The sequence below is a fragment of the uncultured Flavobacterium sp. genome (genome assembly GCF_951805225.1).
Taxonomy (GTDB): Bacteria; Bacteroidota; Bacteroidia; order Flavobacteriales; family Flavobacteriaceae; genus Flavobacterium.
In genome coordinates, this window is sequence record NZ_OX638201.1 from 4,196,017 (window position 1) to 4,220,888 (window position 24,872).

General features: G+C 33.4%; 22 protein-coding genes. 8 read left to right on the plus strand and 14 right to left on the minus strand.

Features of this window, described 5'->3' with window-relative positions; all coding sequences use genetic code 11:
• The first annotated feature begins 211 nt into the window (after positions 1–211).
• The gene (locus tag WN975_RS17595) at positions 212–628 is read left to right on the plus strand and encodes a helix-turn-helix transcriptional regulator (RefSeq protein ID WP_337967631.1); all 417 of its coding nucleotides are present in this window, start codon (positions 212–214) and stop codon (positions 626–628) included.
• Between the two features lie 121 nt (positions 629–749).
• On the opposite strand, the gene WN975_RS17600 is transcribed toward WN975_RS17595, so the two are convergent.
• Positions 750–1,574 (minus strand): hypothetical protein, encoded by an 825-nt coding sequence (locus tag WN975_RS17600; RefSeq protein ID WP_337967632.1) that lies wholly within the window; start codon positions 1,572–1,574, stop codon positions 750–752.
• Positions 1,575–2,501: 927 nt separating this feature from the next.
• On the opposite strand from WN975_RS17600, the gene WN975_RS17605 reads away from it, so the two are divergent.
• The gene (locus tag WN975_RS17605; protein ID WP_099709805.1) at positions 2,502–3,794 is read left to right on the plus strand and encodes an aminopeptidase P family protein; all 1,293 of its coding nucleotides are present in this window, start codon (positions 2,502–2,504) and stop codon (positions 3,792–3,794) included.
• 7 nt (positions 3,795–3,801) lie between these two features.
• Positions 3,802–4,701 (plus strand): alpha/beta fold hydrolase, encoded by a 900-nt coding sequence (locus WN975_RS17610; RefSeq protein ID WP_337967633.1) that lies wholly within the window; start codon positions 3,802–3,804, stop codon positions 4,699–4,701.
• A gap of 58 nt (positions 4,702–4,759) precedes the next feature.
• On the opposite strand, the gene WN975_RS17615 is transcribed toward WN975_RS17610, so the two are convergent.
• Positions 4,760–5,278 (minus strand): ferritin, encoded by a 519-nt coding sequence (locus tag WN975_RS17615; RefSeq protein ID WP_099709807.1) that lies wholly within the window; start codon positions 5,276–5,278, stop codon positions 4,760–4,762.
• 88 nt (positions 5,279–5,366) lie between these two features.
• Positions 5,367–5,723 carry a hypothetical protein gene (locus WN975_RS17620; protein ID WP_337967634.1) on the minus strand — a complete coding sequence of 119 codons (357 nt, stop codon included), beginning with the start codon at positions 5,721–5,723 and terminating at the stop codon, positions 5,367–5,369.
• A gap of 177 nt (positions 5,724–5,900) precedes the next feature.
• Between WN975_RS17620 and WN975_RS17625 the strand changes: the two genes are divergently transcribed.
• The gene (locus WN975_RS17625) at positions 5,901–6,704 is read left to right on the plus strand and encodes a TIGR00266 family protein (RefSeq protein WP_337967635.1); all 804 of its coding nucleotides are present in this window, start codon (positions 5,901–5,903) and stop codon (positions 6,702–6,704) included.
• 133 nt (positions 6,705–6,837) lie between these two features.
• Positions 6,838–7,614 (plus strand): alpha/beta hydrolase, encoded by a 777-nt coding sequence (locus WN975_RS17630; protein ID WP_337967636.1) that lies wholly within the window; start codon positions 6,838–6,840, stop codon positions 7,612–7,614.
• 68 nt (positions 7,615–7,682) lie between these two features.
• Here the strand turns inward: WN975_RS17630 and WN975_RS17635 are convergent, their stop codons facing one another.
• Entirely contained in the window at positions 7,683–8,057 is a 375-nt protein-coding gene (locus tag WN975_RS17635) for a hypothetical protein (RefSeq protein ID WP_337967637.1), read from the minus strand.
• A 19-nt stretch (positions 8,058–8,076) separates the two neighbouring features.
• Positions 8,077–8,397, minus strand: a complete 321-nt coding sequence (locus tag WN975_RS17640; RefSeq protein WP_337967638.1) for a hypothetical protein — start codon at positions 8,395–8,397, stop codon at positions 8,077–8,079.
• A 287-nt stretch (positions 8,398–8,684) separates the two neighbouring features.
• Between WN975_RS17640 and WN975_RS17645 the strand changes: the two genes are divergently transcribed.
• Positions 8,685–8,828, plus strand: coding sequence for a hypothetical protein (locus WN975_RS17645; RefSeq protein WP_337967639.1), 144 nt, complete (start codon positions 8,685–8,687; stop codon positions 8,826–8,828).
• A gap of 7 nt (positions 8,829–8,835) precedes the next feature.
• On the opposite strand, the gene WN975_RS17650 is transcribed toward WN975_RS17645, so the two are convergent.
• The 7 genes from WN975_RS17650 to WN975_RS17680 all read right to left on the minus strand — a co-directional run bounded on the left by WN975_RS17650 (position 8,836) and on the right by WN975_RS17680 (position 19,707).
• On the minus strand, positions 8,836–9,510 hold the full coding sequence (locus tag WN975_RS17650) for an ATP-binding cassette domain-containing protein (protein WP_337967640.1): 675 nt from the start codon (positions 9,508–9,510) through the stop codon (positions 8,836–8,838).
• 292 nt (positions 9,511–9,802) lie between these two features.
• A complete protein-coding gene (locus WN975_RS17655; RefSeq protein ID WP_337967641.1) occupies positions 9,803–12,568 on the minus strand; it encodes a PD-(D/E)XK nuclease family protein in 2,766 nt (921 codons plus the stop codon).
• Between the two features lie 63 nt (positions 12,569–12,631).
• The gene (locus WN975_RS17660; RefSeq protein WP_337967642.1) at positions 12,632–14,083 is read right to left on the minus strand and encodes an OmpA family protein; all 1,452 of its coding nucleotides are present in this window, start codon (positions 14,081–14,083) and stop codon (positions 12,632–12,634) included.
• 113 nt (positions 14,084–14,196) lie between these two features.
• A complete protein-coding gene (gene kbl / locus WN975_RS17665; RefSeq protein ID WP_337967643.1) occupies positions 14,197–15,390 on the minus strand; it encodes a glycine C-acetyltransferase in 1,194 nt (397 codons plus the stop codon).
• An 81-nt stretch (positions 15,391–15,471) separates the two neighbouring features.
• A complete protein-coding gene (locus tag WN975_RS17670) occupies positions 15,472–18,627 on the minus strand; it encodes a UvrD-helicase domain-containing protein (protein WP_337967644.1) in 3,156 nt (1,051 codons plus the stop codon).
• Between the two features lie 143 nt (positions 18,628–18,770).
• Positions 18,771–19,370, minus strand: coding sequence for a lipoprotein signal peptidase (locus WN975_RS17675; RefSeq protein ID WP_099709819.1), 600 nt, complete (start codon positions 19,368–19,370; stop codon positions 18,771–18,773).
• Between the two features lie 121 nt (positions 19,371–19,491).
• The gene (locus tag WN975_RS17680) at positions 19,492–19,707 is read right to left on the minus strand and encodes a hypothetical protein (RefSeq protein WP_337967645.1); all 216 of its coding nucleotides are present in this window, start codon (positions 19,705–19,707) and stop codon (positions 19,492–19,494) included.
• 180 nt (positions 19,708–19,887) lie between these two features.
• On the opposite strand from WN975_RS17680, the gene WN975_RS17685 reads away from it, so the two are divergent.
• Both WN975_RS17685 and WN975_RS17690 read left to right on the plus strand, forming a co-directional pair.
• Positions 19,888–20,244: a roadblock/LC7 domain-containing protein gene (locus WN975_RS17685; protein ID WP_099709821.1), complete on the plus strand. Its 357-nt coding sequence runs from the start codon at positions 19,888–19,890 to the stop codon at positions 20,242–20,244.
• A gap of 34 nt (positions 20,245–20,278) precedes the next feature.
• Complete coding sequence (locus tag WN975_RS17690) at positions 20,279–20,659, plus strand: hypothetical protein (protein ID WP_099709822.1); 381 nt, start codon at positions 20,279–20,281, stop codon at positions 20,657–20,659.
• Positions 20,660–20,908: 249 nt separating this feature from the next.
• On the opposite strand, the gene WN975_RS17695 is transcribed toward WN975_RS17690, so the two are convergent.
• Both WN975_RS17695 and ileS read right to left on the minus strand, forming a co-directional pair.
• Positions 20,909–21,289 (minus strand): TraR/DksA C4-type zinc finger protein, encoded by a 381-nt coding sequence (locus WN975_RS17695; RefSeq protein ID WP_089352199.1) that lies wholly within the window; start codon positions 21,287–21,289, stop codon positions 20,909–20,911.
• A gap of 10 nt (positions 21,290–21,299) precedes the next feature.
• Entirely contained in the window at positions 21,300–24,719 is a 3,420-nt protein-coding gene (gene ileS, locus WN975_RS17700; RefSeq protein ID WP_337967646.1) for an isoleucine--tRNA ligase, read from the minus strand.
• Positions 24,720–24,872 lie beyond the last annotated feature (153 nt).

Here is a 24,872-nt window from a genome sequence, read left to right on the forward strand (position 1 = left end):
TAATTACAATCTTTTTTTAGTTATCTCAAACTCTAATTTATCTTTAAGCTTCTAAACCCGACAGGTTTTAAAAACCTGTCGGGTTTAACGTGACAGTTAGAAAAATCATGTTTTATAATATCGGAAACAATTTACAAAATGTATCTCACAAACCAAGACTTGTTTTCTACCAAAACCAAAATGGTAACAGAATTTTAAATATCTTTGAACTATGAGCACAGAAATAAAACCAAAACATATTGGGCGAAATATAAGCCGAATCAGAGAGCTTAGAGATATGAAACAGGAAGCACTTGCGATTTCGATTGGCGTAAGTCAACAAACCATCTCGAGTATTGAAGGAAGTGAAAGCGTTGACGAAGAAAAACTTAAAGCAATTGCCGAAGCTTTGGGCGTTACGCCTGAAATAATAAAAAACTTTTCTGAAGATGCTGTTTTTAATATTATTGGAAATACTTTCGACATTGAAAACAATAATGGTTCTTCTCTGATTAGTTATGGATGTACATTTAATCCATTTGACAAGCTTTTGGAAGTTCTTGACAAAAATGAAAAACTTTATGAAAGATTGGTTGAAGCTGAAAAAGAAAAAGTGGCTCTTTTAGAGAAATTGTTGAGTCAGAAATAATTTCTTAGAAAGATATATTTATAGAAAAAACCGAAGTTTTATGGCTTCGGTTTTTTTTATGGGTTTTGATTATTGTTGTAAGTTATGAATTGGAAATTTGCGTTGTTTGAGTTTATCCCTTCTACTTATGAAAATAACAAAAATGCATTTCAGTATTAACATTTATACCTTGATATTTTGCAGGAATCCATTTTACTTTTTTTATAAAATCTTCTGCCTTAGTTTTAAAATATCCTGCAAACTTCTCATTCTCTGAATTTGCAAAAGAACAATCTGTTTCTATTTTTGATATTTTTCCGTCTTTAGTCAAAACAAAACTCACATCTGTACTTGAAAAATTCTTTTCCTTTTTATATTGATATCCTTTTGGATAAACAAAATTTCTTGAGAAATCTTCTTCCGATTTCTTATAATAATCCCTATATTCTTTTGTATCAGGATAACTAGAAACTGTATCACATTCAGCATATTGGAATATCTTGTCTGGATGATTTTTCACGTATTGCTTTTCTGCAACAACCCTTAAAGAATCTATAAATTTATTTCCATATTTTTTATCAATTTCCTTATTCATTATCATTACGTAACAGTTCCTTTTAAATCCCTTAGGCATTGGAATACAATATGTAAAAACCGAATCAATTTGGATATTATATTTGAAAAGAATTTGTTTCATTTCTTCATTGCTTTTAAACATTTCGGTCATTCCTATAAAACAATAATATACTAATTTCCCTTTTTTAATATCAGACAAAGCTCTCTTTTCCTCATTCATACAAAATGTATCAATTACTTTTACATTTTTTCCTTCATACTTAGATAATTCGTTAACGTTGTAGATAACAATTGTATCGTTATTCTTTTCGCCCTTTTTTTCTTCTTGCTTTTTATTACAAGATATTAAGAGTGAACAAAAAATGATTAAAATTACTTTAAAGGATTTCATAAGTTTTTCTGATTTAATAAATAATAACTTCACTTTAAGACAATTATTATCTTAGCTAAAGTATCAAAAAAGTTCTTACGAAACCGAGTTCGCATGAGGGATTGAGTTTCTAAGGTCCTGAGATTCTAAGTTACTGAGATTTTCGCAATCTTGTGCAAAAAATGGATCTACGACAAACCTGACAGGTTTTTAAAACCTGTCAGGTTTACTTTGCGGAACTATTAATGGAGATTCTTCGTCTTTTTGAGTGACAATATTGTGCAAAAAACGAATCAGCGACAAACCTGACAGGTTTTAAAAACCTGTCAGGTTTACTTTGCGAAACTACGAACGGAGATTCTTCGTCTTTTTGAGTGACAATATTGTGCAAAAATGCATTCGACAAACCCGACAGGTTTTAAAAACCTGTCGGGTTTACTTTGCGGAAATGCTTACGGAGATTCTTCGTCTTTTTTTCAAATCTTTGTCGAGTTGCTTGTGGAGATTTCTCATTCTTCGAAATGACAAGATTGTGCAAAAAATGGATCAGCAGCAAACCTGACAGGTTTTAAAAACCTGTCAGGTTTACTTTGCGGAACTATTAATGGAGATTCTTCGTCCTTTTGAGTGACAAGATTGAGCAAAAAATGCATTCGACAAACCCGACAGGTTTTAAAAACCTGTCGGGTTTACTTTACGGAAATACTTACGGAGATTCTTCGTCTTTTTTTCAAATCTTTGTCGAGTTGCTTGTGGAGATTTCTCATTCTTCGAAATGACAAGATTACGATGAAAAAATAATGAAATAAAAAGAATAAATCTGCTTAATCTGCCAAATCTGCGAGAGAAAAAATCTCCAACAAATAAGAAAACTTTAATAAAGCAACTGTACGCCACTTATTCAAAAATCACTAATTTTGAAATTCGAAGTTCAAAACTCACATTATTATGAAATATCATCAAATAAACAGCGCTCTTTTTGTAAAAAATCGCAGAAAATTCACGGCAGAAATGAAACCTAATTCGGTTGCCGTTTTCAATTCAAATGACATTTACCCAGTTAGCGCAGATAGTACTTTGCCGTTTGCACAACACAGAGATATTTTTTATCTGAGCGGTGTTGATCAGGAAGAAAGTATTTTGCTTTTGTTTCCGGATGCGCCTTATGAAAACCAAAAAGAAATTCTTTTCCTGAAAGAAACTAACGATCATATCGCGGTTTGGGAAGGTGAAAAACTAAGTAAAGAACGTGCTTTTCAGGTTTCGGGAATTAGAACGGTTTATTGGTTGCAGGATTTTCATAAAGTTTTGAACGAAATGATGACGTATGCAGATACGATGTATATTAATACAAACGAACATTATCGTGCAACTGTTGAAACTGAAACTCGCGAAGCTCGTTTTGTAAAATGGTGGAAAGAGCGTTATCCAGCGCATAATGTGGCAAAAAGTAATCCGATTTTGCAACGCATTCGTTCTGTAAAAGAAAGCGAAGAAATCGATTTGATTCAGCAAGCTTGTGATATTACGGAGAAAGGTTTCCGCAGATTATTATCGTTCGTGAAACCAAATGTTACTGAATATGAAATCGAAGCCGAATTGATTCACGAATTCATCCGTAACCGTTCTAAAGGTTTTGCTTATACACCAATTATTGCTTCGGGAAATAATGCGAATGTTTTGCATTACATCGAAAACAATCAGCAATGTAAAGCCGGAGATTTAATTTTGTTAGACGTTGCGGCAGAATATGCTAATTATTCAAGCGATATGACGAGAACAATTCCGGTTTCGGGAAGATTTTCTGAGCGTCAAAAAGCAGTTTATAATGCTGTTTTGAGAGTTAAAAATGAAGCTACAAAAATGTTGGCTCCGGGAACTCTTTGGAAACAATATCATATTGAAGTTGGTAAAATCATGACTTCGGAATTACTTGGTTTAGGATTAATCGATAAAGCCGATGTTCAGAACGAAAATCCGGAATGGCCAGCTTACAAAAAATATTTCATGCACGGAACTTCTCACCACATGGGACTTGACACGCACGATTATGGTTTACTTCACGAACCTATGAAAGCGAATATGGTTTTTACGGTTGAACCTGGAATTTATATTCCGGAGGAGAAATTCGGAATCCGTTTAGAAGATAATGTTGTGGTTCAGGAAAAAGGAGAACCTTTTAACTTGATGCGCAATATTCCGATTGAAGTTGATGAAATCGAAAGCTTAATGAACTCATAATTTCATAATGAAAAAGATTTTTCTATTGGTTTTCCTAATGGTTTTAGGAAACACTTTTGCTCAAACCGAAGGTTATTCGACAAACAATGATTCGAGTAAAACGTATTATAAAGTATTCGGAAAAGGCGAACCGCTTTTGATTATTAACGGTGGTCCGGGAATGAATAGTAATGGTTTTGAAAGCATGGCTAAAACATTGGCCGAAACGCAGGAAACTATTATTTATGATCAACGCGGAACCGGAAATTCAAAGTTGGCTGAATTGGATTCCAAAACTATTTCGATGAAAATAATGGCGGATGATATTGAGTCTTTAAGAAAACATCTGAAAATTAAAAAATGGAATATTCTGGGTCATTCTTTTGGCGGAATGTTGGCTTCGTATTACGCTACAATATATCCAAACAGCATTAATAAATTGATTTTGTCATCGTCTGGCGGAGTTGATTTGACTTTGTTGAAAACAGAAAATCTTATCGAAAGAAATTTAACTAAAGTCGAAAAAGATTCTTTGGATTATTGGAATGCTAAAATTGCAAAAGGCGATACTTCGCATGAAGCACGTTTAGGTCGCGGAAGAGCTTTGGCGCCAGCCTATGTTTACGACCAAAAATATGTTCCTATTATTGCCGAAAGATTAACTCAGGGAAATTCTAAAATAAACGGATTGCTTTGGGACGATATGCAAAAGATCAAATTTGATTGTAAAGCAAAACTGAAAACATTCAAAAATCCTGTTCTGATTATTCAGGGAAAACAAGATGTAATCAGCAATCAAATTGGAGAATTGGCTAATAAAACTTTTCCAAATTCAAAACTGATCTTGCTTGAAAACTGCAGGCATTATGGATGGCTTGATGCAAAAGAAAAATATTTTACGGATGTTAATTCCTTTTTAAAATCATAATAAAAAACAAAGCCCTTAAATAATATTAAGGGCTTTGTTTTTTTATATAAATCGATATTTATCCGATTTTTGAAATCTGAACATCCAATTGGAATTTGCCGTCAGCTTCGTTTCCGTTGATCAATTCAAAAAGCTCTAAAGCTCTTCTTGCATTTTTCTCCTCTTCTCTTTGCTCAGCCACATACCACATCATAAAATCTTCTGTAGCATAATCATTCTCAGCTCTACATTTTGCGATTACTTTATTGATTGCCTGAGTAACTGCAATTTCGTTTTGCAAAGCAATTTCAAATACTTCTCTAAAAGAAGCAAATTCTTGCTGCACTTCCGGAACAGATGGCGTAACTGCAATCCCTCCCATATCTGTAATATATTTGAAAACTTTTAGAAAATGCTCTCTTTCTTCTTCGGCTTGCTTGTACATATAAGATGCTGTATTTGCATACCCATTTCTATCTAACCATGCAGCCATAGCTAAATATTTATTAGAAGCGTCGCTTTCTAATTTTGCCTGTAAGTTCAATATATTTTCGATTCCTTCAACTAATGAAGTACTTGTTCTTAGTAAATCTTTCATAATCTTTGTTTTTATCTATGTAAAATTACAAAAATTAAAGAAAGAAGCCCTAAACGTCTGAAAATTTGGATTTAATCTAAGTAAGAATCTAAATAAGCTCTATATTGACAGTATTACAAAGTAAAGAATGTAAAGTAAGGGTGAATTTTGTTCCGTTTAATAGATCTCTTAACTGCACTATTTCGCAGATAGTAAGGTTTCTGGAAAAATTTCTTTTGGTAGTTTCAATCAACTGTGCATCTGACTGATCAGATAAGTCATAAAGCATGTTAAGAATGTCAACGCTATTAACCTTTCTTTGAAAAATCAAAAAATCATGAATTTTATAACTTGACACCGTATCAACAAAATTGATAATTATACTATTGGTCAAATCACATTGATAACTGTATCCTTTTTCGGTTTCAAATAATACTTTGGTGGTCAAATCACTAATTAATGCCATTCTGATAAAATATATAACGATGCAAAAATATAGAATTTAAAGCAATAAAAAACATAATTAAGACTAATTTAAAATAACAAAATCTTTTAATGTTCTTAAAAACAGTTCAAGTACACTAAAAGCTGTAACATTCTTCAGCATTATTAGTCTAATTTTAAAACAAAAAACTTAGAAATTATGCAGGCACACGAAATAGATTATCAGATTTTTGGAGAAGAAATGCAGTATGTTGAAATAGAACTGGACCCACAGGAAATTGTAATTGCCGAAGCTGGCAGTTTTATGATGATGGAAAACAATATCCAAATGGAAACCATATTTGGAGACGGTTCTCAGCAACAGGAATCAGGTTTGTTTGGCAAACTTTTAAATGCAGGTAAAAGAGTTCTTACCGGCGAAAGCTTGTTTATGACAGCATTTTTAAACCAAGGCAACAGCAAAAGTAAAGTTTCATTTGCATCGCCATATCCTGGAAAAATCCTTCCGATTGATTTAAGAGAATTTCAAGGTAAATTTATCTGCCAAAAAAGCTCCTTCTTATGTGCTGCCAAAGGCGTTTCTGTCGGAGTAGAATTTTCGCAGAAATTAGGACGCGGTTTATTTGGCGGAGAAGGTTTTATCATGCAGAAACTCGAAGGAGACGGAATGGCATTTGTACATTCTGGCGGAACAATGGCAAAAAAAGTATTAGGTCATGGCGAAGTCCTTAAAGTAGATACGGGATGTATTATTGGTTTTACCAAAGATGTAGATTATGATATTGAATTTATTGGCGGAATCAAGAATTCTATTTTTGGCGGCGAAGGATTATTTTATGCCTCTTTAAAAGGTCCGGGAACGGTTTACATACAATCGTTGCCATTCTCCAGACTGGCTGACCGCATTATTGCATCGGCACCAAGATCTGGCGGAAACAGCCGGGACGAAGGCAGTCTTCTTGGCGGATTAGGAAATCTTTTGGATGGCGATAACCGATTTTAATTTTTATAGAACGGCTTTCAGAAATGGAAGCCGTTTTTCTTTATAAACCGTTAAAGTAATCCTTAAAACTGCCTGAGATTTCTTATATAGTTTAAGCTTTCTTATCTTCGCATTTCATAATTAAAATACCATTTTGAAAAACATTCTATACAAAAACACAAAAATATCTTATACTGATTCAGGTTCCGGAACCGCAATTGTATTGCTTCATGGCTTTCTGGAGAACAAAAAAATGTGGCAGGAATATGTTACTTTATTCTCAGAAAAGCATCGCGTAATTACAATTGATTTATTAGGTCATGGCGAATCTGATTGTTTGGGATATGTTCATGCAATGGAAGATAATGCAAATGCTGTTCAGGAAGTTTTAAAACATTTAAAAATCGAAAAAGCGACTATTCTTGGACATTCTATGGGCGGATATGTTGGCTTGGCTTTCGCCGAATTATTCCCAAATAACATTCAGAAACTAGTTTTATTGAATTCAACTTCCAGAGAAGATACTCACGAAAAGAAACTAAACAGAACTCGCGCTATTAAAGCCGTTAAACAAAATGCTATAAACTTTGTAAGCCTTGCAATTGGGAATTTGTTTAGTAAAAACAACAGAACAAGATTGGCTGATGAAATCGAAAAGGTAAAAATTCAGGCGCTAAAAACTCCGCTACAAGGAATTGTTGCTTCGCTTGAAGGAATGAAAATCAGAAAAGACAGAGAAGCTCTTTTACAAAAAAATCTATTTCCGGTTTTGTTGATCTTAGGAAAAAAAGATCCTGTTTTAAACTACGACGAAAGCATTTCTCAAATAGAAGACACAACCGCTGAACTTGTTTCGTTTGAAGATGGACATATGAGTCACATTGAAAACAAGGAAGAATTGAAAGTTATCTTATTAGACTTTTTTCAATAGATCAAATAAGACAAAAAGGCCATTTCAAAATACTATTGAAACGGCCTTTTCTCATTTTGGGGGCAAAATTAAAGCTTTGAAATAATGTCTTTTTTAAATTTAGCCAACGTTGCTCTTGTTAAACCAAGATTCGCTTTTGTTGAATCAACCGCTAAATAAATAAAATATTTACCGTCTTCAGAAACATCGATAATATGTATTTGATCTGATAGAGTAATTAAGATATCATTGATTTTTTGATCTAATCCCAACGCTTTAATAGCGCTTAATTTTGCTTTTACAACTTCCAGATTATAAGCAGACGCTAGTTCCGGATCAAAATTTGGATTTAAAGAAAGTGAACAATAAGACATTCCTGTTTCAACTTCAGTTACTGAAACTGCAATGAATCCGTTAATGTTTTCTTTTAAGTCATTTTGAAAATTCTGTAAAAAATCTGACATGTTTAAATTATGGTTTAAATTAATTATTGAAAACAGTATCCATCTTGCGAAGCAAAAGGCCCATTTTACTTATATCTTTAGAAAGCAAGGCTATACAATTATCCTCTTCGTCTTTATTAGCAACCACAATACCTTCACGGTTCTTAATCATAACTTGTTTAAGATCGCCATTATTAACATCTTCAGACATTTCTAAACACATTTTTAAGATCATTCCAATCATTGCAGCAACATTTCCGTCATACTCCAAATTAACCGATTCAAGCAAAACTCCATCTATATTAAAACTCAATCCAGACTCGGCTCCGGTCTCTTCTACAAGTGTATTTAGATCCACCATATTGTTATTTTATTTTTTAAGGAATGACCAAAGATATTTTTAAATAATATAATTGTCCGATAAACACTTGTTAAAAAAAAAGCACACGTAACCATTTGAACCACTTTTGTTTATCACATAATGTTTCTTTATTTTTAAAACAAAAAACACAATAAATCCCAAGAAAAAAAGAATATTTATCTAAAAACGGAAGAATCTGATTGAGATAATTGAATTTTTATTGGAGCAATTATCTTAACCCTTGTTTAGCGTAAGTTTTTCATAGATTTGCAAAAAAATATAATCTAATGAAAACTGTTGACGAATTACGCTTTGACTTAAATGTAAAACTGATGAAGTTTAGAAGATTTCGTTTTGAAAACGGAAGCATAAACACATCGAATACACCAGAAAACCAAAAGAAAGGTTTCTTCAAAAAAATGTTTAGCTAAGAACTTTTTATAAAAAAGCAGAAGTTGTCAAATAACCTTTATCTACAAGCTCACTTTTTTCTTTTAAAACATGCGTCTTACCTTCTTTAACCAAAATTAGCTGAGTCGCAATTTGAATGGTACTTTGATAATTATGATCTGTTATTATAATTCCTTTTCTAAGTGAATTTTCTTTGATCATTTCATTTACAACTTCAATCATTAAAGGAGATAATCCGTTGTATGGTTCGTCAAGTAAAATGAATTTTGCAGGATTAAAAAGTACTATTTTAATTTCAAGATATCGGAGTTCTCCACCTGATAAATGCCGAATTTTCTTTTCTAAAAGAGATTGAATAAATTCATCTTCGTAAAAACTATCTCTATTTTGTTTATCGATTGATAACAAAATTGCCTTCTTTACAGACAAATGATTCGGTATATATTGCTCCTGATGCAAATAACTAATTTCGTTAGACAAATTCCCCGAATTATTTTTTGAAACGCCATCGATTCTTATACACTTTCCGGGAGCTGAAATAAGGCCAAAAATAATCTTCAGCAAAGTAGATTTCCCCGAACCATTTCGACCAAACAAACCAATAATATCTGAAGTTTCGCATTTTAGATAAACATCAGAAAGCACTACTTTTTCATTAAATCTTTTTTGGATTCCATCAACTTCTAGAATATGTTTTTTCAAAATAATTTCTTTATTAAAAATACAAGAAGAGCCAACAAAACCGCTGTACAGAAAGTAAAAAAGTAAGTTATTACCAAAAGAGAAATCTTCGCAATACCATTATTTGTGTAAAACAAATAGTCCGTTTTTCGATACAATTCCTTAAAACCAATACTCATCAAAAAACCAAAACTCAAAAAATAAATATAGAAATAATCAAAACCACCGAGCAAAACGGCCACAGCGCAAACAACCAAATTAATTATTAAAGTGGTCTTAAAGAATTCGAATATGTTATGGAGCTTTCTGATAATTATTCTGTTTTTTCTTCAAAAGGAATATTCATATCAAAAATCTCCTTCAACAATAATACAATTTCTTCGATGTAATTGTTTAAGATCTCTTTTCCAACAACGGAGTTTAATTCTTTATCTTCTTTAAACCCAAATGGTAAAAATCCAGATTTCAAATTCTTAAAAGAAATAATTCCAACTTCAACAGGAACTTCTCCAGCTTCTTGTTCAAACATAAAAGCATAAGCCAGAACCTGAATAATTTTATCGTTTTTAAGCTCCTGAGTTAATCCATTCCATGATTTCAGTATAACATTCGTCTTTTCTACTTTTCCTGTCTTATAATCGATGATTCTTATTTTTCCGTTGCGTAACTCAATTCTGTCAACATTTCCTTTTATAAGAACCGGAAAAGGCAATTTTGGATGATTTAGTTCTCGTTCGAAAGTTTTCTCTAAAGCTATGATTTTAATTGCATCACCATTCTTGATTTCTTCTAATTCCATTCTCAGGAAATTTGAAACATTTCGTTTTGCAACTTCAAAAGCCAAAAGATTACGTCCTTTCTTGATTTCACCTTCTTTGTATACCAATTTAAACTGTCTTAAAACTTCGTCATCTAATAATTTAAAACAATTCGAAATATCACTTTCCGAGATAAATTTCCCAACAAAAGGATCATACAACGATTTTAAAGTTTCGTGAATTATGGTTCCCAAAGTGTTTAACGCAATATTCTCTTCAACTTCTTCAACTTCCCGGATTCGAAGTATTTTTTGAAAATAAAAATCAATCGGATTCCGAATATAACTCGTCAATGCAGAAGGTGAAAAACCGGCAGTAGCAATTTCTTTTAAACGTTCCATCACCGCATCCGACTTCGGAATTATCATAGGCTGATATGCCATTGTTGGCAAAATCGGATTATAAATATCAAAAGTAAGATTATGATTTCTTTGCTTTTCTACTTCCAACTGCGTGATAAAACGGCTTCGTTCTCCCGCATCCAATCCATCATTTTCAGTATTATAGATAAGAAAAATATTTTTTGCTCTTTGCAGCAAATGATAAAAGTGATAGGTATAAATGGCATCTTTTTCTTTAAAAGTTGGCAAACCTAATTCGCGTTTTACATCATATGGAATAAATGAATTCTGAGATTTTCCGGCAGGAAATTTCCCTTCATTCATAGAAGTTACAATAACGGTATCAAAATCCAGAACACGACTTTCCAGAACTCCCATAATCTGCAAACCATGCAAAGGTTCTCCTTCAAAAGAAACTTCAGCTACATCTATAATTTGTTTGTAAATGGCATGCAGCGTATCAATATTATCAATATAATGATGCTGCGAATAATAATTAATAAGCTTATTAATCACTTTGAAAACAGAGAAAACAAATGCTTTTGCAATTTTCTCTTCTTCATTATCATTGCTGAAATTTTCTTTTATCAAAAGTAAAAGTGCAGAGATATTTTCTAAAACCGCCATTGATCCATTTTCCCATTTCTGGAACAATACACCAAACAAAACCGAAGGACTTGAATTGAGTTCTACAATCCTATTATGAGTAATAAATGTGTAGTTATTCTCTTTGATAATCTTTACCAGATTATTTGCTTTCGCGTAAGGTTCTATTAAAGGATGCGTCAAAATATCCAATACATCTTTATAATAAAAAACATAACTATCTCCTTTTCTGGAAAGTGCGTTTGTATGCATTTTAAACAATTTTGCAATTAATATTTGCGATGGATTATTCTTCCCGGAATATCCCATTGTAATATTCAATGCTCCAACCGAAGCCGGCAATCCGTACAAAACCGGCAATAAAAGATTTTCTTCACCAAGTACAATAGCAACTTTATCAAGAGAAGTCGACGGATCATTATTGATTATATTTTCAATAATGCTTCCTGCCAACTTTGCCTGACCAATAGTTTTTGGAGTTCCAATAACCTGAATATTTTTAGATTGCGAAAAGTCATCTACAATCCATTCAAAAGGATTTGATTTATAATGTTTCCAACTTTCTTTAAAACGACGAACAAATAATCCTGCATCGTGATATGGATCATTTAGAAAAGTCTGATCAACGTCCCAATAAATTTTCGCCTGATCAAGCGCTAAAAGATGTTGTACAATTCTTTCTTCGGCAGCATTTAAAGCATTAAATCCCGCAAAAATAAAAGTCTTATTTGAAACGGTATCCGAAAAATGATTCAAATTATTTACAGCTTCTCTGTAAATCAAACCTTGATATCCAATTGCTTTATTCAGCAAATGATTGTATAGTGAATCATAATACAAAGGCAAAAGTTTCCAGAAGTCAATATAATTCTCCAGAAGTTGTGTTTTGTTTTCGACCTCAATGCCCCACTTTTTAATATCTTCTATGTCTTTTAGGTAAGACAAAACATGTGAAGGCTCTAAAAGATAACGATCAATCTCGTTAAAATCCTGCAAAAGTGTTTTAGCCCAATTTGCAAATAACTCAAATGATTGTTGATGTTGTTTTTCTGTAATGGAAAGATAAACTTCGTAAAACTCAAATAAAAGTTCAATCGAGTCTATTGATCTAATCGATGCGACATCTTGCACAAAATCTTCAATACTAACAATTTCAGGAGCAAGAATTGTTCTTTTAGTTTCTTTTTTCAATGCTTCTATTAAAAAAACTTTAGCTCTTTTATTTGGCAAAATAATAGTTGTATCAGCAAGTTTTGCAGAATAATCCTGAATTACAACGGCAGCAATTTTTTCGAGAAAAGAAGTATTTATCATTTGATAAAAATAAAAAAAGCCATTCAATTAAGAATGGCTTTTAGTATTTATTTAGAAAGTAAATTAGATTTTACCTTGGTATTTAGAACCAATGTGTCTAATTTCTGTTCTTCTGTTTTGTGCTTTACCTGCAGCAGTTTTGTTACTTGCAACTGGTTGAGAAGATCCAAATCCTTTAGACTCTAAGTTTTCTGCGTTAACACCTCTTTCGATCAAAGCGTTTTTAACAGCAGCAGCTCTATCTTCAGAAAGTTTTTGGTTGATTTTTGCAGAACCTGTACTATCTGTGTGTCCTTCAATAGAGAATTTCGCGTTTGGATAGTTTTTAAGGATTTCTTTAATCGCATCTAATCTAGCTGGAGTTTCTTTGTCTCCTGTTTTGAAAGTAGCTTTTCCTGAGTTAAAGTAAACCGCTCTAGCTTGAACTTTAAGATCTTCTAAAGCCTCAGAAGTTACTTCTGGACATCCTCTGTTTGAAGCAGGACCGTAAACTGTAGGACAATCATCATCTTTATCAGCAACACCGTCTTTGTCAGCGTCTAAGAAAGGACAACCACCATTTTCTTTAGGACCAGCAACTGTAGGACATTTGTCATCTTTGTCAGCGATACCATCACCGTCAGTATCAGGACAACCTTTTAAAGCAGCTAAACCAGCAACATCTGGACAAGCATCATCTTTATCAGCAATTCCGTCTCCGTCAGTATCAGGACATCCGTTTAATGCAGCTAAACCAAATACATCTGGACAAGCGTCAGAAGCGTCAACGATTCCGTCTCCGTCAGTATCAGGACATCCGTTGAATTGTTTTAAACCAGCAACATCTGGACAAGCATCATCTTTATCGTAGATTCCGTCTCCGTCAGTATCTTTACCTCCGAATTTGAAAACTAGACCAGCAGTATGTTGGAAAACAGATCTGTCATAAGTTTTATCTTCATTAGCAGCTACAGCCCATTTGTATTTTGTAGCAAGTTCAAGACCAATAGCATCAGTAAACCAGAAAGTAATACCAGCACCTGGGTTAACAGTTCCAAAACTGTTATCTCCGAAGAAAGTATAACCTCCACCAACAGATAACGAAGGATCGATTACTTTAGATTTGATTAATTCTTGGAAGCTATACTTTACAGTAGCATCAATACCATAATACATCAAGTCACCAGGATTACTAACAACATTACCTCTGTTATCATGTGCTGGATTAGTTGGATCAAAAACAACGAATTTATCAATTTTGTTTACAGAACCTTGTAAACCAACAGAGAAACCGTGTCCAACATATCTATTTACACCGATGTAAGATAAAGAAGGAAGGATGTTCCAGTTGTCTTTTACAGCGAATGGCTGAGAAAAGTGTTGATCAAAGAATCCGCTTCCGGCACCAGAACTGGTTCTTGTATCAACTGCATTAACTCCAAATGAGATAGCCCATGGATTGTTACTGTCTTGTGCGTGAGAACTTAAACCCATCACCATCATCACAGCAACTAAAAGTTTGTTAAGATGTTTCATACTTAATTTTTTTAATTACAATTTAGTTAATTACAAGCAAAAGTAACACCAAATTTTTTAAATACAAAATGAAATGTTAAAAAAAACCTACAAAAATTTCACCAAAGTGGGAATTATATAACTTTTAACATTTGTCCCACTGATACAAAGGCGTTTATAGCCTTGTCCAAATGTTCTTTTGTATGGGCCGCTGACAGCTGAACTCTGATTCTTGCCTTTTCTTTTGGTACAACCGGAAAAAAGAATCCTATTACATAAATTCCTTGTTTCAAAAGTTCGTTTGCCATTGTTTGCGACAATTTTGCATCATATAACATAACAGGTACAATTGCAGAATCTCCGTCAATAATATCAAATCCGGCTTTTTTCATTCCTTCTTTAAAGTAGTTTGTATTCCACTCTAATTTATCTCTTAATGTTGTGTCTTTTTCTAAAAGCTCAAAAACCTTAATAGAAGCACCAACAATTGCAGGCGCAAGTGAGTTCGAAAACAAATATGGCCTAGAACGCTGACGCAACAACTCAATAATTTCTTTCTTTGCTGTAGTATAACCTCCCATAGCGCCACCAAGAGCTTTACCAAGAGTTCCTGTAATAATGTCTACGCGTCCCATTACACCTTTCGCTTCAAGCGTACCTTTACCAGTAGCACCTATAAATCCGGCTGCGTGACATTCATCAACCATAACCATTGCATCATATTTATCAGCCAGGTCACAAATTTTATCCAATGGCGCTACAAGACCGTCCATAGAGAAAACTCCATCAGTAACAATTAATTTAAAACGTGATCCAGCTTCATTAGCTTTAATAAGCTGCTGTTCCAAGTCTTCCATGTTGCTGTTTTCGTATCTGTAACGAGCCGCTTTACACAAACGAACACCATCTATAATAGAAGCATGATTTAAACTATCTGAAATAATAGCATCATTTTCTCCTAATAAAGGCTCGAAAACTCCACCATTTGCATCAAATGCAGCTGCATAAAGAATCGTATCTTCTGTACCATAAAAATCAGAAATCTTTTTCTCCAAAATTTTATGAATATCCTGCGTTCCACAAATAAAACGAACTGAAGACATTCCGAAACCGTGCGTATCCATAGCGTCTTTAGCCGCCTGAATAACTTCTGGGTGAGAAGAAAGTCCTAAATAATTATTAGCACAAAAGTTCAAAACCTTCTCTCCTGTAGAAATCGTAATTTCAGCATCTTGTGCAGATGTTATGATACGTTCTTTTTTGAAAATTCCATTTTCTTCAATAGTTTGCAACTCACTTTGCAAATGCTCTTTAATTTTACCGTACATTTTACTATATTTAAAACGTTAAATATTAACACTTTAAGGCATCAAAAACCCTGTTAATCCTTTAACATCTGATTAATTTTTTCACAAATTTACTACATCGATTTCTGTTCCTATATACACCAGCGCTTTTTTTAACACTTTGTACCCTAAATCTTCAATAGCATCCTGATATTCCTGAAGTTGCTGTGCATATTTAGAATTAACTGCTCCGGTTTTATAATCCAAAAGATAAGCTTCATTATTCTTCGTCAACACAATTCTGTCCGGTTTTAAAATCTTCCCTTCCTTTTGAACTATTGTCTGTTCGTTTAAAATCGAATAATTTCCATCAAAACAAAAACTCAATTCAGCGTGATTTACAATTTCCTGAAGTGTTTTTGAAACCATTTCTACCTGATCAACTTTAATCAAACCATTTTCAAGCGCTTTTGTAATTGCCAAATCCACATCAGATTTATCTTTAACAAAAGCCAAAATCTCATGCACAACATTTCCGTAAGATATCGCTTCTTGCTGATGCGTTCCCCACATTAAAGCCTCTCGCTGTGCAATTTTTATATTCTTCGGATTTAAAACTTCTGAAACTACAGGAATCGGTTTTACTAAATCAACAGATTTACTTGAAGCCGAAAGTCTTGTTTTATTTCCGAAATCGTATTCTAACTTTTCAGGATCGTAAACTCCTTCACTAATTAAATATTTAATAAAGAAAGAAGCCATATTATATGGAAAATCACCATCTTTTCGTTCTTTTATCGATTGAGAAATCACATACAATTGTTCTTCTGCCCGAGTCAACGCAACGTACAAAACATTGACATTATCAAGCAATTCCTCTTGTTTCTTTAGATTAAAAACTGCCGACGCACTTTCTCCAAAACCTTCAACCGCGCTACTATTGTCTATTAAAGCTTTTGGAATATCCAAACCTGAATCTTCTGTATCCAGCCACAATTTATCTTTTGGCTTTCGATTATAATCTTCTTCAGCAAAAGGCATAATAACCACAGGAAACTCCAAACCTTTTGACTTATGAATGGTCATAATTCGAACAGCATTATTCCCTTCTGGGGAAGGAATACTAAATCGCTCTCCGTTTTTATCCCAAAAATATAAAAAATCAGCTATTCCGGCCTGATTTCTAATATCTCTTTCCAGAACTATATCCAGAAAAAACTGAATATATGCATTTCCTTCTGACGGAAGTACAAACTTCGAAATGATAATCTCAACTGCTTCGTACAATGATTTTTTACGAACATCTTCAAAAGAAAGCGAAACATCAAAAGTCAAAAGCCATTTTTCGAAATCAGCTTCAAACTTCTTTGCCATTCCCATCGCAATAAAGTCGTGGATTGGCATATTCGTTTCTTTATGTGTTGCCAAAAAATGCAAAAAGTTAGCTTTCGATTCCAGATCGGCGCTATTATTTAGATATTTCAATAAGTAAACAATCAATCGAACTTCTGTTGCATTTTGAATCATCAAGGTTTCTGAAGACAAAAGCGGAATATTCTGCTCTGTCAAATAATTCGCAATTGCAATTCCCTGATCTCTTTTTCGAGTCAGAATCACAATGTCTTTATATTCAAAACCTTCCCGAATTACTTTTTGAATTGTATTTAAAGTTGCCAAAACATACAAATCTGATTTTTCAACCACTTCTTCGTCGTCTCCTTCGCTTTTTTCAATTATTGGCAGAAAAGAAATATTTACAAAACCACCTTTTTTTGAATTTGAATTCTGAAAACTATGATTTTCATACAAATCCTTATAATCTTCATTGGAGAATTCGGCTGCAATTAACTTAAAAAAGGCATTATTAAAATCAATTACTTCACTGTAACTTCTATAATTTGTATCGAGATGTTTAACTACTTTTTCGTGATTAAAAAAAGAAGCTTCTTCTTTTCCTAATTCGATAAACTGCTCAGCCTTTCCTCCTCTCCATCTGTAAATAGATTGTTTTGGATCTCCAACGATCATCAAAGTACCTTTGTTTCCAAAATCATCTTCACCGGAAAGTGAATTATGTATAAGCGGAATCAAATTTTGCCATTGCATCTCTGAAGTATCCTGAAATTCATCTATAAAAAAATGACGATACTTTTCACCTAAACGCTCATAAATAAAAGGCGCAGGCTGATTCTGAATTTCACGATGTATGATCGCATTAAATTCAGAAATTGACAAAACGTTTTGTTCTGATTGAATTTTCGCCAACTCATTACTAACAGTATTCAGAAGAGAAAGTGGCGTTATGTTTTTCAGAAAGGCTTTATAAAAATCTCTCTTTTCGAAGTTTTTATAAATTTTCTCCAGAATCTGAAGCAGTTCCGGAATTATGTTTTCGATTAAAGCTATGTCTTTAGCCGTTTTATTAATCGCAATATCATCGAATTCATGAAATGTTTTATTTCGTGGATTAAATTTTCCATCACGAATACTTTCTAAATGATTCGGAAAAGTTCCTCGGGAAAATGATTTTAAATCAATTCCGTTTTTATCAATTAAAGAAAGTGCTTCTGTTGCAAAAGTTTCATTTTCAGACTCCAGATCTTTACAAAGAACCAGCATTTTCTTTTTTATTTCAACAAACTCTTCGATCGATTTATCCTGAAAATGCAAAATCTCATTTCGATTATTTTCATTTAAAACCAATCTTCCTGTTTCTAAAATTTCACGCGAAACATCCCAACTTTTATCGTCATCGGTTTTTTCCATTGTGAAATCAATCAGCAACTTTGTCAAAGTTTCATCTTGTCCGGCCTGAGCGATAATTGCATCCACAGCTTCGATTAGTAAATTTTCAGTATCCAATGTAACTTCAAAAGTCATTGGCAAATTTAGATCGTGCGCAAAAGCACGTATTACTTTGTGCGTGAATTTGTCGATTGTAGAAATATCAAAAGCAGCATAATTATGAATAAGATGCTTTATAATACTTTGCGATTTTGTTTTGATTTTAATTACCGAAAGTCCTGTATCGCGAGACAAGTCTTCCATTAAATCGACTGCTTTCGCAGAAGGCTGTTCTTTGGCAAACTCAGACAAACTTCCAACAATACGGCTTTTCATTTCATGAACCGCTTTGTTGGTAAAAGTTATGGCGAGAATATTTCGATAAGCATCATTTTTGGGAGACGAAAGAATAATTTTGAGATATTCCTTAACCAATGTATAGGTCTTTCCCGATCCTGCAGATGCATCATATATAGAGAAAGACGGACTTTGCATAAGTTTGGTTTTTCGTACGGTAAAAATAACACAATAAATATTAAAACCCAATTATGTAAAATTCCAAATTCCAATATCTGCAAGCAATGAACGCTTCAAATATTGGAATTTGGAATTTATGTTTTGGAATTTTAAAACCTAAATTATGCTGTTTTTGGAAATGCTCTTTTATTAAAAACTAATAAGATTCCAACTCCTGTTGAAATTGCCATATCGGCTACATTGAAGATTGCATTGAAAAAAGCAAAATGTTTACCTCCAAAAATTGGCAACCAAGTTGGCAGATTTCCTTCCCAAATAGGAAAATAAAACATATCTACAACCAATCCATGAAACCATGATCCGTATGGAGTTGGCGAGAAAAGTGTTGCTAAACTATGTGTACTGTCGTCAAAAATCACTCCGTAAAATACCGAATCAATAATATTTCCTGCGGCACCGGCAAAGATTAACGCAATCGCAACTATCAAATAAGTAGAATGACGTTTCTTTATTGCATCAGCTAACCAATATCCAATTCCGAAAACGGCGAAAATTCTAAAAACTGTCAAAATCAATTTACCGTATTCACCAGGAATCTTTGTTCCCCAAGCCATTCCTTCATTTTCAATAAAATGAATTCTGAACCAATCAGCAATAACAACTTCTTCTCCTAAAACAAAGTTTGTTTTTACATAGATTTTTGAAAGCTGATCAACAATTAAAACTAAGAATATAAGGAAATACGCTTTTCGTAATGTCATTTTAAATTTTTTTGATGCGCAAAAGTAACAATTTAATCAAAAAAAACGCCCCTTATGGAGCGTTAATTCTTTTGTAATAAAACCAAACCTATATTGTTCAGGCTTAATTCTATACTATATTCTATTTTTTTACAACTGCTTTAGCTGGTGCTTTTGGACTATCTGCAAAGAAATCCGATATCGACTTAAGCAATCCCTTACCTTCTTTTCCAGCAGTTGCTTTTTTGGCCTCAGCCTTTTTTACATCAGCTTTGAACTTGATTCGTAATTTTTCAAATTCTTTCATTCTACTCTCAACATCAGAGTTAACCTCTTTAAATTTCAATACTTTAGCCATAGTACAAGTTGTTTATAGTGAATAAATAAAATCATTCATAATTGGGTATTACAATAATACATAAATTAATTTAAATTTGTTAATAAAAATTAACATTTGTTTAGCTAAAAAAGCTATATTTATCACACCAAACATACAAAAACGAATTATTTTTAATCACTCTCCTAAATCCTACAAATTATGAATGAAATCACAACCACCTTGAACGATTTTTTAGTGAACACAAAATCCAGCGCTGCATTAATTCTAAATGGAAAAGGAAAACTAATCACTTCTCTTCATTTGGATTATGGAGACAGCATTGCAGCAATGAGCGCAGCAATCTTATCTATGAGCGAGAAATTCTTAATCGACTTGGATAAGGGAGCACTAAAACAACTCTTCCTGAAAACCTCTGAAGGAGTTGTAATTGGAAATAAAATAAGCGGCACAAATTTTATAATTGCTTTTTCCAGAGATGGAAGCAATCTGGGCTTGTTAATGCGTTCAACAGATGAAGTAGCAGCCGAACTAAGTAAGAATTCCCTATTAAAATAACATAAATCTATTAACCCAACAAACCCACTAAACTATGAGTAACGACTTCTTAAACGTGTTTTTAAATGAAATGAAAACTAACGTAAACGGCTTTATTGCAGTAGCTGTAACCGAAATTGAATCAGGACTAAGCTTTGGAAATCTAACAATAGATCCAGGTTTTGACCCTGAACTTGCTGCAGCTTACAACCTTGAAGTTGTAAAAGCAAAATTAAGCGCTGTAAAAGCCTTAAATCTAAACCAGGAAATCGAAGATATCTTGATCACATTATCAAATCAAATCCATATTATCGACATTTCTCCTAACAAAAAATTCATGATTTATCTTGCGGCAGATTCTACTAAAGCAAATTTAGGAATGACGAGAGCCATTTTAAGAAAACACAAATTAGACTTAGAAAAAAACCTAGCATAATAAACTTCGTTTTTATTAATTAGAACTGTTCAGATTATGAGCAGTTCTAATTAAAATATACCCTTCCAACCTCAATCTTCCTGCTTTTCGATCTTCTTACAAAAACAAACAGTCTATATTTTGGCTTATTTGTAATAATTATAGATAATTTCTTTCAAAACAAAAACACCCAATCTTTAAACAGTTTCGCAAAACATTAAACAAAAAAAACGCCCCTAAAAGGAGCGCTTATTTGTATTTAGAAGTAGATTATCGTTGCAAGTTTTTAGCTTCGATACTCATTGTAGCATGAGGAACGATTTTAAGCCTTTCTTTGCCAATTAATTTACCTGTTACTTTGCAAATACCATACGTTTTGTTTTCAACACGGAATAGAGCGTTTTTTAGGTCGCGTATAAACTTTTCTTGTCTAATTGCTAACTGAGAGTTTGCTTCTTTAGACATTGTTTCGCTTCCTTCTTCAAATGCTTTGAAAGTTGGAGAAGTATCATCTGTTCCGTTATTCAAATCGTTCATGTAAGCACTTTTTATTAAATCCAGATCGGCTTGTGCTTTTTGTATTTTAACTTGAATTATTTCTTTGAACTCTGCTAAGTCAGCATCAGAGTATCTTGTAATTTCATCTATCATGGTATTTATATTATTTTGAAATTAATATCAATGTTTTAATATCATCAAACTCAATTTCTGTGCCGTTTTCTAAAGCGTCCACAAAAACCAAATCATCTGTTAATGTCTCAGACTTAACATAGTCTTCATTTTTCAGAATTGCATCTTCTAAGATACCGCTTCTCATTATTTGAATTTTTATCTTATCAGTAACTTCAAATCCAGAATCCTTACGGATATTTTGAATCCTGTTTACCAATTCTCTTGCGATACCTTCGTTTTTCAATTCTTCAGAGATTGTAATATCAAGCGCAACCGTAATTCCGTTTGAATTTGCAACCAACCAACCTTCAATATCCTGCGATGTTATTTCGACGTCTTCTAGTGATAAAGTTACATTATTTCCAGCAATAACAATATCTAACGTGCCTTGCTTGTCTAACTGATTAATCTGATCTGCCGAAAAAGATTGTATTTCTTTGGAAATCAGACCCATATCTTTACCAAAACGTGGTCCCAGCGCTTTAAAATTAGGTTTAATTTGTTTTACTAAAATACCAGAATCATCGTCTAAAAGTATAATTTCTTTAACGTTTACTTCGGCTTTTACAAGGTCAGAAATAGCTAAAATTTCAGCTCTCTGATTCTCGTCAAGTACTGGAATCATTACCTTTTGCAAAGGTTGACGCACTTTAATCATTTCCTTTTTACGAAGCGATAAAACCAAAGAGGAGATGGTTTGCGCTTTCTGCATTTTGCTCTCTAACGTTTTATTAACAAAGTTTTCGACAAATTTTGGAAACTCAGCCAAGTGAACACTGCTATATTGCTCAGATTCTGTCGAACTTGTCAAATCTCGGTACAATTTGTCCATGAAAAAAGGAGCGATCGGAGCGCTTAATTTACTGATCGTTAACAGACAAGTATAAAGCGTTTGATAAGCTGCAATTTTATCGTGAGCATATTCACCTTTCCAGAAACGACGACGACATAAACGAACGTACCAGTTACTTAAGTTTTCCTGAACGAAGTCAGAAATAGCTCTCGCCGCTTTTGTTGGTTCGTAATCTTCGTAGCATTCGTCAACAAATTTTATTAAAGAATGTAATTCAGATATGATCCATTGATCGATTTCCGGTCTTTCGTTTAACGGAATTTCCGCTTCAGCGTATTTAAACCCATCAATGTTCGCATATAACGAAAAGAATGAATAGGTATTATATAAAGTTCCGAAGAATTTACGACGAACCTCAGCAATTCCTTCAAGGTCAAACTTCAAGTTATCCCAAGGATTTGCATTCATAATCATATACCAACGTGTGGCATCCGGACCAAATTCTGCAATGGTTTTAAAAGGATCAATCGTGTTCCCTTTACTTTTAGACATTTTTATTCCGTCTTTATCTAAAACTAAACCATTAGAAACTACATTTTTATAAGCTACTTTATCAAAAACCAAAGTTCCGATTGCGTGCAAGGTATAAAACCATCCACGAGTCTGATCGACACCTTCAGCGATAAAGTTCGCCGGAAAATCTTTATTCTCGTCAATTTTATCTTTGTTTTCAAAAGGATAATGCCATTGTGCATAAGGCATTGCTCCAGAATCGAACCAAACATCAATTAAATCACTTTCGCGTTTCATTGGTTGTCCAGAAGCCGAAACTAAAGTAATTTGATCTACTACATTTTTATGTAAGTCGATTAAATCATAATTTGATTCAGCCATATTTCCGATTTCAAAACCTTTAAACGGATTTTCTTTTTGAAAACCTGCTTCGATAGATTTTTCGATCGCATTGTACAATTCTTCTACAGAACCAATAAGAACTTCTTCTTTTTTGTCTTCAGTTCTCCAAATTGGCAACGGAATACCCCAATATCTAGAACGAGATAAGTTCCAGTCGTTAGCATTTTTAAGCCAATTTCCAAAACGTCCTTCACCAGTAGACTTAGGCTTCCAATTGATAGTTTCGTTCAGGTCGAACATTCTATCTTTTACATCGGTTACTTTTATGAACCAAGAGTCTAGTGGATAATATAATAACGGCTCATCAGTTCTCCAACTGTGTGGATAACTATGTACGTATTTTTCAACCTTAAAGGCTTTATTTTCTTCTTTTAATCGAATAGCAATTTCAACATCAACAGAACGCTCTGGCGCCTGTCCTGCATCATAATACTCGTTTTTCACGTATTTACCAGCCAATTCACCTAAATGTGAAGTGAATTTTCCTTGTAAATCTACTAATGGAACTGGTGTTCCGCTTTCGTCAAGAACCAACATTGGCGGCACTTCCGGCTTAGCTTCTTTTGCAACTTTAGCATCATCAGCACCAAAAGTTGGAGCAGTATGTACAACTCCGGTTCCGTCTTCTGTAGTAACGAAATCTCCGGCAATTACTCTAAATGCGTTCTCAGCATTTTCGTAAGGTAATACATATGGTAATAATTGCTCGTAACGAATCTCTACTAAGTCAGCTCCTTTAAACTCAGCAAGAATTTCATACGGAATAGTAGCGACTTTCCCATCATAAGTCCCAACAGGAAATCCTTTCCCATCACTACTAGCCGCTGCAAATGGAGCAAATTTTTTCCCTAATTGCTTTTCGACTAATTTTTTAGCAAGAATAACATTTACCGGTTCAAAAGTATATTGATTGAATGTTTTTATTAAAACATAATCGATTTTTGGTCCAACTGTCAAAGCTGTATTCGACGGCAATGTCCAAGGAGTTGTCGTCCAAGCCAAAATATGAATATCACCAAAACCTTGTAAAAAGCTTGGCAAAGTTTCCGGCAAAGTTTTGAATTGTGCTACAATCGTAGTATCTGTAACATCTCTATAAGCTCCAGGCTGATTTACTTCGTGAGAAGATAATCCTGTTCCTGCTTTTGGAGAATATGGCTGAATTGTGTATCCTTTATACAACAAACCTTTATCATAGATTTGTTTCAAAAGCCACCAAACAGACTCCATATATTTTGGTTTATAAGTAACATATGGATCTTCCATATCTACCCAATATCCCATTTTTTCAGTCAAATCATTCCATACGTCGGTATAACGCATTACGGTTTTTTTACACGCTTCGTTATATTCTTCGATAGAAATTGTTTTACCAATATCTTCTTTTGTAATTCCAAGTTCTTTCTCAGTACCTAATTCTACAGGTAAACCGTGAGTATCCCAGCCGGCTTTTCTTTTTACCTGAAAACCTTTTTGAGTTTTATATCTGCAAAAAATATCTTTAATCGCACGTGCCATCACGTGGTGAATTCCCGGTAAACCATTTGCTGAAGGCGGACCTTCAAAAAATACGAAAGGCTCTGCTCCTTCGCGAGTAGTTACACTCTTTTCAAATATATTTTCTTTCTTCCAAAAATCAAGTACTTCTGACGCTACTGTTGGCAAGTCAAGTCCTTTGTATTCAGTAAATTTTGTGCTCATTTTATCCTTTTCTTAAACGAGGTGCGAAAGTAAGGAATTTTGGATTATTGACCATCAATTTCTTGAAATTTCACAAACTTTTGTTGAGATTATAGATACAAAAACAAAAGAATTGATTAGTTTCCGGTACTTATCTCAAATTTTTGAGTAAAT